The organism is Paenibacillus sp. YAF4_2, from assembly GCF_052113225.1.
Classification (GTDB): Bacteria; Bacillota; Bacilli; order Paenibacillales; family Paenibacillaceae; genus Pristimantibacillus.
In genome coordinates, this window is record NZ_JBFRCT010000003.1 from 1 (window position 1) to 13413 (window position 13413).

At 44.5% G+C, this 13413-nt stretch carries 13 protein-coding genes; 9 read left to right on the forward strand and 4 right to left on the reverse strand.

The genetic code is table 11. The features are described 5' to 3' along the window. Nucleotides 1-230 (forward strand): hypothetical protein (locus tag AB4Y93_RS07565; RefSeq protein WP_441890543.1); only part of this gene is annotated, 230 nt, incomplete at its 5' end. A gap of 240 nt (nt 231-470) precedes the next feature. On the opposite strand, the gene AB4Y93_RS07570 is transcribed toward AB4Y93_RS07565, so the two are convergent. Next, nucleotides 471-1490 (reverse strand): alpha/beta fold hydrolase, encoded by a 1020-nt coding sequence (locus tag AB4Y93_RS07570; protein ID WP_441890545.1) that lies wholly within the window; start codon nt 1488-1490, stop codon nt 471-473. A 144-nt stretch (nt 1491-1634) separates the two neighbouring features. On the opposite strand from AB4Y93_RS07570, the gene AB4Y93_RS07575 reads away from it, so the two are divergent. The 7 genes from AB4Y93_RS07575 to AB4Y93_RS07605 all read left to right on the forward strand — a co-directional run bounded on the left by AB4Y93_RS07575 (nt 1635) and on the right by AB4Y93_RS07605 (nt 7859). Next, a complete protein-coding gene (locus AB4Y93_RS07575) occupies nt 1635-2570 on the forward strand; it encodes a LysR family transcriptional regulator (RefSeq protein WP_441890547.1) in 936 nt (311 codons plus the stop codon). A 318-nt stretch (nt 2571-2888) separates the two neighbouring features. Further along, on the forward strand, nt 2889-3479 hold the full coding sequence (locus AB4Y93_RS07580) for a DUF1349 domain-containing protein (protein ID WP_441890549.1): 591 nt from the start codon (nt 2889-2891) through the stop codon (nt 3477-3479). Between the two features lie 263 nt (nt 3480-3742). Beyond that, entirely contained in the window at nt 3743-4168 is a 426-nt protein-coding gene (locus AB4Y93_RS07585; protein ID WP_441890551.1) for a hypothetical protein, read from the forward strand. Between the two features lie 351 nt (nt 4169-4519). Continuing rightward, nucleotides 4520-5557: a DUF3231 family protein gene (locus AB4Y93_RS07590; RefSeq protein ID WP_441890553.1), complete on the forward strand. Its 1038-nt coding sequence runs from the start codon at nt 4520-4522 to the stop codon at nt 5555-5557. A gap of 33 nt (nt 5558-5590) precedes the next feature. Then, complete coding sequence (locus AB4Y93_RS07595) at nt 5591-5995, forward strand: hypothetical protein (RefSeq protein WP_441890555.1); 405 nt, start codon at nt 5591-5593, stop codon at nt 5993-5995. Nucleotides 5996-6400: 405 nt separating this feature from the next. Further along, entirely contained in the window at nt 6401-7357 is a 957-nt protein-coding gene (locus AB4Y93_RS07600; protein ID WP_441890557.1) for a sigma-70 family RNA polymerase sigma factor, read from the forward strand. A gap of 76 nt (nt 7358-7433) precedes the next feature. Continuing rightward, nucleotides 7434-7859 carry an SRPBCC family protein gene (locus AB4Y93_RS07605; protein WP_441890559.1) on the forward strand — a complete coding sequence of 142 codons (426 nt, stop codon included), beginning with the start codon at nt 7434-7436 and terminating at the stop codon, nt 7857-7859. Nucleotides 7860-7938: 79 nt separating this feature from the next. On the opposite strand, the gene AB4Y93_RS07610 is transcribed toward AB4Y93_RS07605, so the two are convergent. Both AB4Y93_RS07610 and AB4Y93_RS07615 read right to left on the reverse strand, forming a co-directional pair. After that, complete coding sequence (locus AB4Y93_RS07610) at nt 7939-8355, reverse strand: VOC family protein (RefSeq protein WP_441890562.1); 417 nt, start codon at nt 8353-8355, stop codon at nt 7939-7941. Between the two features lie 157 nt (nt 8356-8512). After that, nucleotides 8513-9382, reverse strand: a complete 870-nt coding sequence (locus AB4Y93_RS07615) for a LysR family transcriptional regulator (RefSeq protein ID WP_441890564.1) — start codon at nt 9380-9382, stop codon at nt 8513-8515. Between the two features lie 182 nt (nt 9383-9564). Between AB4Y93_RS07615 and AB4Y93_RS07620 the strand changes: the two genes are divergently transcribed. Next, nucleotides 9565-10596: an NADH:flavin oxidoreductase/NADH oxidase gene (locus AB4Y93_RS07620; protein WP_441890566.1), complete on the forward strand. Its 1032-nt coding sequence runs from the start codon at nt 9565-9567 to the stop codon at nt 10594-10596. A 224-nt stretch (nt 10597-10820) separates the two neighbouring features. On the opposite strand, the gene AB4Y93_RS07625 is transcribed toward AB4Y93_RS07620, so the two are convergent. After that, the gene (locus AB4Y93_RS07625; RefSeq protein ID WP_441890568.1) at nt 10821-13022 is read right to left on the reverse strand and encodes an Ig-like domain-containing protein; all 2202 of its coding nucleotides are present in this window, start codon (nt 13020-13022) and stop codon (nt 10821-10823) included. Nucleotides 13023-13413: the final 391 nt, after the last annotated feature.

The following is a 13413-nucleotide window of genomic DNA, read 5'->3' on the forward strand; positions in this document are numbered from 1 at the left end:
TTCGTACTCTGCACATCCGCTTTGGATACCCCGTTTTGCTTATTGGTCATGTTTGCACCTCCTTTATGCTCAACAACGGCAAGCATTATGTTTATCATTGTTCGGATAAATTATGCAGCTTTCGGTGGGTTTTTGATATTTGTAGGAGTTTTATGCTCACTGTCAATAATTTTCTCATGAGCTGGTTTGTAGAACCGAAAGCCACAGATATGAAAAAGCGTACTCAATAAAAGGTTAAGCTAAATGGGAAACGATAGCTCAATAAGAACAGTGCAGCAGCCGGTCGATATTGACCGGCTGCTGACAAGACTAATGGAAAGGAAGTACGATCGCAGAAAAAGAAGGTCGAACCAGTAAGTTCTGGTGAACTCGAATCCGATCCGTTAGGTTATGAATTCATGAGAGATATAACCGGGCTAAAGAACAGGGAATCTTGCTAGACCTGACAGACATCCAATGCAAGTAACGATCTATTCTTTAGTGCTAAGTGACAACAAGTGTTTTAGATTGTCATCAATAAATTGATTATCGGCACTGTTGATTCCACGACCGGCAAAATGGCCCCAGATCGATTGGATTGGTTTTAAGACAGCATTAGGTATACGCTTAGCTTCATATTCATTATCGTCCGCTGTGCAGAAGAGATCCGTGCTTCCCGGCATGATACAGGCAAGAGCTTTTATGCTCTGAAGTGCTTTATCAAAGTCTCCGTTATAGGAGGGGGTTGCGCTGATATCTGCATGTTGGCCTGTCCATAACATTGCCAGAACATTATGAGGATCCATATTCATAAAGCTATCTTCCCAGACACCAGCTACAAAATCCTCCAATGTGTCAAATCCCATCTCACGGTATAGCTCTCCTCTATAAAACGCATGTGATAGTCCCCATCCCGCATACACCCGACCAACAGCACGCATGTCTGTAGAACTTAGTTGGTTTAATTTACTTGAGTCGAAGCCGACTGCAGATAGCAGTGAGGCTTTTACACCTTCCAGCACTACATATGTGTGAGGCCAAGGTTTGGCGATGCCTCCGAAAGGTGCGATTCGTTCGACCATCTCCGGGTAACTTGCCCCCCATTGAAATGCTTGAATGCCGCCCATCGACCACCCGACGACGAGAGCAATCTTTTGAATACCGAATTTTTCGGTCAGCAGTTGGTGCTGGAATCGAACGTTATCATAGATGGTTACCTGTGGAAATTTAGCCCGATCAAATGGAGGAGGCGTGTTACTGGGAGAGGAAGATAGCCCATTGCCCAGCAAATTGGGAACAATAATAAAATATTTCTCTGGATCGAGTGCCATCCCGCTGCCAATGAGCCATTCATTCTGAACATGCTGATCCCCAAAAGCCGTTGGATAGACAATAACATTATCCTTCTGTTCATTTAATTTTCCGTATGTTTTATAAGCAAGAAAAGTATTTGGTAACGTCACTCCTGATTGTAAGAGTACATCACCCAAATTAAAAATTTCATAGTCCATCGTATAGTCGCTCCCTTCAAAATGAAAAATCACATGTTCACTGTGATCTCTTGTGCTCAGTATAGAGCTGTGATACCCTCAATAAAAGTGAAAAGAATTCAAGATAGCGTTCAATAAAATTGAAAGATGAAGGGGGAGCATCGGATGGAATTGCGTCAACTGAATACGTTTTGTACGGTTGCAACAACATTGAATTTCACGCGGGCAGCAGAAGTGCTGAGCTACGTTCCTTCCAACGTCACGATGCAAATTAAAGCATTGGAAGACGAGCTAGGTGTTCGCCTCTTTGATCGGTTGGGCAAGCAACTCGCGCTCACAACTGCGGGTAAACGCTTTTTAACACACGCCCAAGGCGTTCTTGAAAAAATGGACGAAGCTCGTAGTGCTGTCCATGATAATGAAAAACTAAGTGGTACCTTAACGATAAGTGCGAATGAGGTTATTTGCTCCTACCGGCTTCCACCTGTCTTCCAACGCTTTCGTTCGCAGCATCCGGGAGTTCGTCTAATTTTCCGCTCAGTTCCGAATCAAGAGCTCAAGCAAACGCTCTTTGAGGGAACCACGGATATTGTTTATATGTTGGATGAACCCATTCGCTCGAGTGGACTTTCCGTGGAACCTTTGCTGGAAGAACATTTCCGATTGTTAGCTGCTCCAGATCACCCACTCGCCAAACGAACTGTGCTTCAGTTGGAAGATTTTCACGGAGAAGTATTCCTGACGAATGAAAAGGGTTGTCCTTATCGAACTATGTTTGATCGATCATTTGAGAAAGAGGGCATTGATAGCATTACATATTTAGAGTTTCAAAGTGCTGAAGCCATTAAACAATGTGCAATTTCAGGAATCGGTATTGCCTTTCTTCCTGAGATCGTCGTGGAATCCGAAGTTGAACGCGGAGAACTTGTTGTCCTCCCATGGCAAATTCCGGACTTGCAGGTATATACACAGATGTTGTGGCATAAAGACAAGTGGCTTTCACCAATCATGTTATCTTTCATAGAAGCAACAAGGTCAGTTTTTGGTTCACAGAATGAGAAACTAGTTTTTCCGACCAAGGGCAAGAACTTAACTCCATAGCTGAAAAGGTTAAGAACATGGACCAATGTCGATTAGAATATTAATCTGTTTCGTTAAGCTAACGGTGAATCGTACCGAGGGAGTTCAATTAATCAGGTTTATTAGCCTGTTTTAAGTAAAAAGGAATACTGATAGTTCATATTTTTAAAGTGCTCCTTAATAAGAATTCATATTTTTGTAGTGTTCTTAATTACGGGATATGTTATTTTTTATAAGTAATTACAATTAATAAATTGGTCTTGTTTGGCGCAACAGAAGCAAAAGGCCGCATGGTGTTTGGTTGTTAGTAAATGAATTTATTTCAAGGAGGTAGAACAATTGGAATTTAGATGGATTAATGAAAGCGCAATCACTGAAACAAATGGTAGAATAGAAATATATGCTACAGAAAAAAGCGATTTTTTCTGTAACCACGGAGCAGATTCAGATGAAGGAATCACACCAAAAACATTGTGTAACGCACCTTTTTACTATACGCAAGTATCCGGGGATTTTGTTATGCGAGTAAAAGTATCGCATGATTTTAAAGATACTTACGATTCCGCTTCCATCATGGTAATGAAGGATATGACCCATTGGGCAAAGGCTTGTTTTGAATTAACTGATTTTGATACTCATGCAGTCGTTAGTGTTGTTACGAAGGAAGAATCAGATGATGCAAACGGCTGCAATATTGATAATAATACGGTATGGCTCCAAATGTGCAGAAGTGGAAAATCATTTGCTTTCCACTATTCTACGGATGGAGAAAACTTTTATATGATGAGATATTTCACCTTACCTGTGGATGAGGCAACTGTCAAAGTAGGTTTATTGGCACAGGCACCGCTAGGAAACGGCGGCAAGAGAATTTATGAAAATCTGATTATTGAAAGAAGAACAGTCAAGAATATTCGTATGGGTAAGTAATGTTGTCTTGTCGTGCTGAGCTTGCATAAGAGGATAAGTAAATAGAAGGTTCAGAAAAGCTAATCGAGAAATCATCCTAATTAACTATCAATTTAGAAGAACATACTAAGAATGTTCAGACTGTCGAGAAGGTCTCGGCAGTCTTTCTTTTTGTCCAGATTGTTTATCAACGTCACCTTCGACTCTTAAACTTCATTACTCGATAAGCGCCTTTTAGGCGTTTTTCTTTTTGAATAGCAAAAGGCAGCCCATCGGCTGCCTTTTTGTATGATAATCTTGCAAGCGAGTGGGAAATCGGAAATGGCAGAAACCGAGAAGTCTATGAGTTATCAAATAACTCTGTTATTAAAATAGCCTTGTCAAAAAGAGGGATTGAAAATAATAAGACAGAGGTGAAGATTTATAAATATGCATCAAAAAAAATAAGGAAACACCTTGGTCATATTAAAAAGTATGCTTCTAAATATAAATGGATCGAGATGAAGAAGTACAAGCTTAATTTCCGAAAGACAAAGATGAATCTGAGGAGACTAAAAAGATTAAAAAAGAAATTTAGAAAGCATGGAATCAAAGCTCTCGATATTTTGAATAAGCATAATAAAGTGCATAGTAGAAATTTAGCTATAGTAAATAAAAAACGCATTGTAGTCATTGATTATGGAAAGTTCAAATTGCTTCGTAAAGGCTAGACGGTATTTTTGTTTGGTTGCATAAGGCACAACAATTCAAATTATACCGAACAATAAAACATACTGACCTTATTAAGCTATCTGGGAACTATAGCTCAACAAGAAAAGAGCAGACGGCGATAATACCGACTGCTACACTTTCTTAACTATGGCAGGATAGTGTAATAAAGGCATTACATAACCATCTCCGTGTATCCATCGTCCTTCCCCTTGTCCCCCCTTAGGAAGCTATACATCGATATCGATGTTAGCATTGTCTGTGTATTTATTGTGGCTCAATATCAAATAATAACGTGGTTACCTATAAAAAAAAGGATGTTTTTACAATTTAAAACAAATAAGAGGTGGCCAATGCAAAAACTACAAGACGAAAACAAGAGCCAAACAGATGGAAATATGTCTAATAAATTAACGTCAGCTGAAATCGGAAAATTATGGGCGACCTATATGGGGAACAGCATGGCTCGGTGCGTGCTGCGCTATTTTTTGCAAAATGTGGATGATGCAGATATTCGAAATGTTCTGAATGAGGCGCTTCAGATGGCCGACCGGTTCACCAGTACGGTAGCGGATATTTTCACCCGGGAGGGTCATCCGGTACCTATCGGCTACACGGAAGATGACGTAAATTTAGAAGCTCCCCGGTTGTATGCCGATGAATTTTATTTGCATTATTTGAAGTATACCAGTAAAGCGGGGATTAGTATTTACGGAATCGCAGTGCCTTTAATGAGCCGGCAGGACGTCCGCGAATTCTTTACCGATTGCCTCACATTAACAGTCAAATTAGTTAATGACGTTAATGATTTGCTTGATGTGAAAGGACTTTTGGTCAAACCGCCGTATATACCCGTTCCGGACAGAATCGATTTTGTCAAAAAACAACGGTATTTAGACGGTTTCTTCGGGGATGTTCGTCCGCTTCAATCGCTGGAAATAACCCATATTTACGATAACATTCAAAACAACGCTACTAGCTGTGCAGTATTGGTAGGCTTTTGCCAAGCGGCCAAGCTCGAGCAAGTTAGGAATTACTTCAAGAGAGGGAAGGAAATCGCACTGAAGGAATACGATATTTTGACCCGGCTGCTGCACAAAGAGGATTTGCCTACACATCCGCTCTTGAATCACTTCGTTACCGATTCAACCATATCGCCATTTTCGGATAAAATAATGCTTACCCATAAAATGGACATGTTTGCCATGCGGATCAGGACATATGGCAATGCATTGGCTTTCAGCGCAAGACATGACGTGGCGGCTACATTCGCAAGATTCATCGCCGAAGTAGGAAATTATGTAGAAGATGGAGCCAATACAATGATTGATTTGGGCTGGATGGAACAGCCCCCTCAAGCGGCGGATCGCAATGCGCTAACAAAGGGGTAGGAAATGGCCAGAGCGTCCCGAACCGAGGCTTTATTGTGGAGTATCGCTTTGCCAGGATTCGGTCAGCTCCTTAACGGTAAATATGTAAAGGGCATCCTGCTGATCACCTTGGAATTTCTTATTAACTTGAAGTCCCATTTGAATTGGGTTATTATAACGAGCTTTCACGGCGATCTTCCAACGATCGAACAAACCAATATGGAGTGGCTTATGTTCTACCCTTGTGTCTACATGTTCGGAATTTGGGACGCCTATAAAGATGGCGGGGATGATCTAAAACCAAATGCTTCATTCCCTTTCGCTTTCGGAGCCTTCATTGGGACGATTGGTGTGGTTTTTTCAAAGGATTTTTTGGGAGCAGTTTGGCTTGGGCTATTAGGAATCGGAGTCGGTGTTTTAGTCGGAATAGGCCTTCAATCTTTCCTGCGAAACCGTTAGATGACATTTAAACATTTACGAGTAACTTAATGAAAAACTAAAAAACCTGACAATATGCAATTAATTGTTCAACTAAACGGAGAACGGTTGTTGAATACAAGCAGTTTAAAACCTTCTATCTGAAGCAAACTAGAATTAATTGCTTCAGTAGGAGGTTTTGTTATGATTATATTAACTCCTATAGAACTAAGAAGGCAGCAGTAGCGTGAAATATTGATGAATATCACAAATTGGTAACTGAAAAAGCACTGGAACCTTTATTAGTTATTGAAATTATTAGTACGAATCGTGCAAAATTTTTATCCATGAATACTAAATCCTGCTTATTTATTAGGATTGAGGCTGTCCGCTACATTGCATATAATGAAGGTACCACCCTTCGGGGAGATCGTTAAGGAGGCCGCGATGAACGAGACTGCATTTGACGAACCATTATTTGCAAGCTTGAAGCCGGGCTTAACCTCGTTCTGTTACCGAATGCTAGGCTCTATGGACGATGCGGACGATGCCGTTCAGGAGACGAGTATTCGGGTCTGGCAGAGCTGGAGCACGTTCAGACAGGATTCCTCGTTCAAAACTTGGGTCTATCGGATTGCCTCCAACCTGTGCTTGGACAAGCTGAGACAATCCAAACGCCGCGCGCTTCCCGTTGACCTGTTCGACCCGGCCGTCGCCATCGTCGAGCCGCGAGACACGCTGCCGGACTCTGCCTGGATCTGGCCGTCTCCCGACTTTGGGGGCAATCCGGAGGATCGGCTCGTCCGCAGAGATACCCTTCAACTGTGCTTCATCGCTCTCCTGCAGACCTTGCCTCCGCGGCAGCGCGCGGTACTCATTTTGAAGGATGTATTTGAATGGTCCTCCAAGCAGATCGGGGAAACGTTTGCGATATCGTCGGCAGCGGTGAACAGCGCCTTGCAAAGAGCCCGAGAGACGATGGACCGGGTGCAGCTTCGATCGGATGAGCTCAGCAGCATGGACGTTCAACAGGAGCAGCAGCTGCTGTCCCGGTATGTGGAGGCCTTCGAGCGATTCGATATTGCTGCGCTCGTCGCGTTGTTCCACGAGGAAGGCTGTATGTCGATGCCGCCCTTCGAGATGTGGATCCGCGGCAAGGAAGATTTGTCAGCCTTCTATTCGCTTACTCGCTGGCATTGCGAAGGTTCGCGATTTGTGCCCATTACGGTGAATGGCGGTTATCCGGCGTTGGCCCAGTATATGCCGGGTAAAAAGGGCTCTGGCTTGATACCCTGGGGCATCCACGTCATCGAAACCAAAGAAAATCAAATCCTGCACGTTCAAAACTTCATTCATACGCCATTATTTTCGCGATTTGGGCTGCCTGAGCGAATTGACCAATGAATTTCGTCATTGACTTACGTCTATATCATTGAGAATAACCAAACAACAAATATCATGAGAGAGGTGTTTATTTAAAATGGAAACGAGTCAACCGACGAAAGTAACCGTGCAAGCCGTCATTCAAGCCCCTGTCGAGAAGGTATGGCGCTATTGGACTGAGCCGGATCACATCACGAAGTGGAATCAAGCGTCCGAGGACTGGCATACGCCGAGAGCCGAAAACGATCTGCGGGTCAGAGGCAAGTTTCTGACACGGATGGAAGCGAAGGATGGCAGCATGGGCTTTGATTTTGGCGGTGTCTACGATGTCGTGAATCGGCATGAGGCGATCGGCTACACCATGGAAGACGGAAGAAGAGTGGATATTGCTTTCGTCGATCAAGGGAATGAGACGAAGGTCATTGAAACGTTCGACGCGGAAAGCTCCAATCCCGTCGAGTTCCAGCAAGCAGGCTGGCAAGCGATCTTGGACAATTTCAAAGCCTATACCGAACAAAACTAATCATCGCGAAGAAGACGCCGGGGAAGATGCCCGGCGTCTTTCTTTTTGAACCCTAGTACGAGCGTGCTCTCCGTTAGCCTTAACCTTGTGCCGCATCCATGTTCATGTAGTTAATGGCCCACAGATGGCCGTCCAAGTCCACGAAGCCCCAATGATACATGAACCCATGATCTTCAGGTTCAGCGTGCAATTTCCCGCCCAAGGAGACCGCGGTATTCACGATTTCATCGACCTTTTCCCGGCTCTCAAAGGCCAATGCGATCGTCATCTGCGCATACTTGCTCGTATCGACGGATTCCTTCTCCGTGAGCGTATTAAAGAATGCTTGATTGATCAGCATGACCTGAAGGTTGTTGCCGATCACGATGGCTACCGAATTCTCGCTCTCGGGGAATTGCAGGTTGAGCTCGAATCCGAGTCCAGTGAAGAACGCCTTCGATTGTCCTACGTTTTTTACAGGCAGGTTGAAGCTTGTGAATGCGGACGTTAATGCCATTTTCAAAACACCTCTTCGTCAAATTAGTTTGTGTTCATTTATGCCTTCCTTTATATAGACGACAGCCGATCCGGGAATTCATCGGTCTTATGGATCTCAATCAGATCGCGACAATCGCCTTATCTAACCTGACAAGCAGGCTGGATTAGGCGATTTTTCATTTATCGTCGACTTTTATGACTGCAATAATCTCATGTAGTCCAGGTATATGCTTATGCTTACTCTTGTAAGCGATAAACAGCTCATTATACACCTTTAAGCTGTCGAAATGAGTATGAATACTTGTTTTCGAATCGTTAAGCAGATAAGTAGGGACAACACTAATTCCTATTCCCATTTCGACGGCTTTCACTATCGCATGCAGATTAGGAATCACATGCTTTGGTTTAATTAAAGGGCGTCTTTTAAAATGCTCCCTCCAAAGTCGTCTAATGATCGGGAGCTCCAGACCGTATGAAATCCATTTTTGCGCGGCTAGCCATTCCTCCTGCTCCTTCAAACTGCCCAGGGGTGGAATGGCCATGCTTCCTGGAGTAATGATTTCAAATGTCTCCTCAAGAAGCTTGTCATATTCGATGCCAGGAACGGCGAATTTCTTAGAAGTTATAATTAAGTCAACCTGATCTTCCTTCAGAAGCTCGATCAGTTGGTCAGCAGTCCCAAAATATGACACACTGCATATCGATACATCTGTAAGCTTGGGAAGGATCCGCTCTTGAAAATATTCAAGAGATAACCCGATCCGAAATACTTTTGAATAGGGTAGTGAAGAAGCTTTCAGGCCTGCGGTCTCATCCTCTAAAGATTCCACCAAAGGTGCAATCCGGGAGTAAAGCTGTTTGCCCCTTTCTGTGGCGACAAGCCTTCTCGATACACGAGAGAATAAAGCCTCGCCTACTTCCGCTTCCAAGGCAGCGAGGTGTTGACTCATCGCAGGCTGTGTCATCATTCTTGTTTTTGCTGCTTCAGAAACGGAGTTATGCCTATAGATCGCGATGAAACTTCGATACCATTCAAAATCAACCATCTAGTCCTTCCTCTCCTACAATCAAGCTGATTGATTAGATTATAAATATATTTATCATTAAACTCAATTTATATAATTAGTTTTATTGTTTGGTGATTAGTATACTTGATGATGTGTTCTTCAAAGCAGGGCACACTAGGCTATAGCCGTGCAAGTGCAGGGAATAAAAGGAGGAGTTTTACTTGAACCACTTATTTAGTCCATTCCAGGTTAAAGGCCTGTCTCTTAAAAATCGTGTTGTTATGCCGCCTATGTGCCAATACTCGGTAGCCAATAAAGATGGTATTGCAAACGACTGGCATTATACTCATTATGTAAGCCGTGCTGTTGGTGGCACAGGTTTAATTATTATTGAGATGACCGATGTTGAACCGGATGGCCGTATTTCTGATTTTGATCTCGGGTTATGGTCCGATGAGCAAATTCCGGCATTAGCCCGTATTATTGAAGCCAGCCATCAGCACGGTGCAAAAGTAGGGATTCAGATCGCACATGCGGGACGTAAAGCTGAAGATGCGGAAGTACCTGTTGCGCCATCTGCAATTCCTTTTGATGAGAAATCCAAGACTCCTAGAGCGCTGTCTACCGAGGAAGTCGAAGAGATGGTTGAGAAATTCCGGCTGGCTGTGCGCAGAGCTGTCCAAGCGGGCGTAGATACAATTGAACTCCACGGTGCCCATGGTTACTTGATTCACCAGTTCCATTCGTCGCTGACGAATAAGAGAACGGATAAGTATGGTCAGGATTTGACGCTGTTTGGCAAAGAAGTCATCCAAGCTGCGAAAAGCGAAATGCCAGTCGATATGCCATTAATTATGCGGATTTCTGCGAAAGAATATGTGGAAGGCGGTTATGGCATTAACGAAAGTATTGCATTCGCCAAGGAATATCAAGAATCTGGCGTTGATTTATTCCATATTAGTGCAGGTGGTGAAGGACCAATCGCCGCTGCGGGCAGACCAGGAACACATGTCGCTTATCAAGTGCCGCTCGCAAGAGCAATCAGAGAAGCGCTCAACGTTCCGGTCATTGCAGTAGGTAGACTCGATGAGCCATCGCTCGCCAACTCCGTAATTGGCAATGAAGATGCTGATCTTGTAGCCGTAGGCAGAGGAATGCTTCGCAATCCTTATTGGACTCTTGAAGCAGCAACTGTACTCCACAAAGAAATCGAGCTTCCAAGGCAATATGCTTTTGGGTTCCCAAAGGCTTAATATAACTTTATTACCACCAGAGGTGCAGAGAACATTCTGCACCTCTCTTTTTTTGCCCTCAGATCCTTTGATCCCTGGTCTTTTATGGTTAAACTTGCGCAGTTTGCGTTTTACCCTAATTTTTTATAGAAAACTAAATAGCATCTGTTGCGTAAAACAGCCCTGCCAGGCAGCGTCAAAAACGTTGCGAGCAGGGCTGTTTATTTATCCATGAGATAGAGGTGTTACTTCACCGTAATCCGTATCGAAGCGGTCTTGCCGCCGAAGGCTGCTTTGATCGTGGTGCTGCCTTTGCGGACCGCTGTAATTTTACCATCCTTGACGGTTGCGATCGACGTATTGGAGGAAGTCCATACGGTGCTATCCGTCACTGCCACCGGGCTTCCGGTATAGTAGATGGCCTGCACGTTGATCGTTAGCGTGTCGCCAACCGACAACTGAGCGGATTTGCTGGAGAGCTGCAGAGCTTTCAGCTTTGGCATGACGGTGACAGGGACTTTAACCGTTTTGCCTTGATAGGCGCCTTTCACTGTAGTCGTCCCCACATTGAGTGCCTTAACGGATGAGGAACCGCTGATCGTTGCGATCTTCTCACTTCCGACGACCCAATTCATCTTCGTGCCGATGGATACCTTTTTGCCACTCTTATAGTAACCTGTAACCTTGAGCGATTTGGATCGTCCCGGATTTAGCTCAAGCTTTGTTGGTTCGACGACTAATTTTACGATCTCCTCTTCGACCTTGACGCGAACGGAGACCGTTTTACTCAAGTAAGTGCCCGTCAGTGCAACGCTCGACGCCTCCAGACCTTTCATCGTTTTCTCCAATAGCACGATATTGTCGGAGGTTGTGTTCCATTCAATTGCTTCTGAAATATCGGCTTCCTTGCCATCCTCATAGACGACGGTTACTTTAGGGAAGTCGGTCTCTTTGCCCAAAATAATGCTCAGATCCTTCGTTTCGGTCAATAGTTTAATCGGCTTCAAATGAACGATAAGCGCAACTTCAACTTTCAGATCCTGCACGGTTCCCGTGAAGGTGGTCTCGCCTAGCTGCTTAGCCGTCCAGACACCGTCCTTCAGATCGGCGATTTCATCATCTGAAACCGTCCATTTCACTAGCTTCGAGACATCGATGCTGGAGCCGTCGAACGTAGTTGCCGTTACTTTTGGCATTTCGCCTTCAATTCCTTTAAAGCCGTCAATTGACGTTTTTTCTGCTTTCAGCTTAGTAATGCTCGGATACACCGTTACATCTATGCTGCGGCTTACACCTCGGTAAGATACCGTAATCTTTGTTGTACCAACTGCCTTTGGCGTCACTTTGCCTTGCGACACGGTAGCGGCGGTAACGTCGGACGATGTCCAGTCGCCTGCAGTCGTAATGTCTGATGTAACATTCGAATTGCTGAGCACCTCGGCTTTAATCTGCAAAGGAGTGTCCTGCAATTGCATATGGTACTCTTTATCGGGAGCGATCTTGATGGACTGGTAAGGCGTCCGAACGACAATGCTCAGCGTATCGGTTACTCCCAGATGGGACACGTTGACAGTTGCTTTGCCTGCGCCAACTGCGGTAATGACGCCTTTGCTTACTGTCAGCACCTTCGTATTGGAGCTTGTCCATTTCGCTTCGCTCGTCACATCTAAAGTTCCGCCTGAGTTAGGAACTGCGGTTGATTTCAGCAGGTAATCATCGCCGCCAACCTCGAGTTCTAGGAGGCCGTTAGCTGCTTCCGGACTAATTGCAATCGATTTGTAAGGCGAGGAGACTGTTAGTTTGATCGAGTCGGACTTGCCCTTATACTTTCCCGTAATGGTAGCTGTGCCAACGCCAATCAGCGTGATGACTCCTTCATTGACGGTTGCGACGGAAGAGCTGGACGTGCTCCACGTCGCATCGTCGCTAATGTTCTGGCCGTCTCCATCGAGCGTGAAGACAAGTGATTGCCCAAGAAGAACATCTGTTAAGGCTGCAGGAGCAGATTGGCCATTCTGCATGATTGTGACTTGGTCATAGACGTAATCCGAAGTCGCTTTAATAGATATCGAGAAACCTTTATAGGTAGCGGTGATTGTAGCCGTTCCTTTGCCTACACCGCTTAAGATGCCTTTATCGACTTTGACGATAGAGCTGTTGGATGATTTCCAGGTTGCGTCTGTCGTTACCGATTTTTTAGATGTCGCACCCGATATAGTAGCGAGTACGGTGAGCCCGACGGTGCCGTCCTCCACGAACATTTCCAGTGAGGACGTGCCAGTATTGTAATCGGAGTCCTCGTAGCTCCACTCGATGCCGGTCACGGTATCCTCCGCCGCATAGGCGGCTCCAGCCATACTTCCCATGACTAGCGTCATGACTAACGCGGCTGCCAGCCATCTGCGGGCTAACTTGAACGACAGAATTCTCTTGCTGTTTTCTTTCACTACATCCCTTCCCTTTCCTTGGAAAATGTTTCTACCTTTCATTGATAACGGCATTTGCATGGCGAAAATGAACCTTAAACGCGGAATATTGCTTTATGTAAACATATAGAGGAACCCGATGGCCGGCTTCTGCCCTTATGGAAAACGTCAGGGATTTTCTGAATGACTTAAAATTTCTGTTATATTTTACATACTAGTTAACGAATGGTAAGTAACTTTAGTTGCAGACAAGACAAAAGCAGCTCGCCCTCGGATAAGGAACGAGCTGAGTTAATAATCATTAATCGAAATGAAGAAAAGCAGGATGAAATGGGTATGTTGGTATGATTATGGTGAGGTAAAGTTTACCATATTGTTATTGTAACGTGAGTGTTCCGTCAGTCGGATGCGA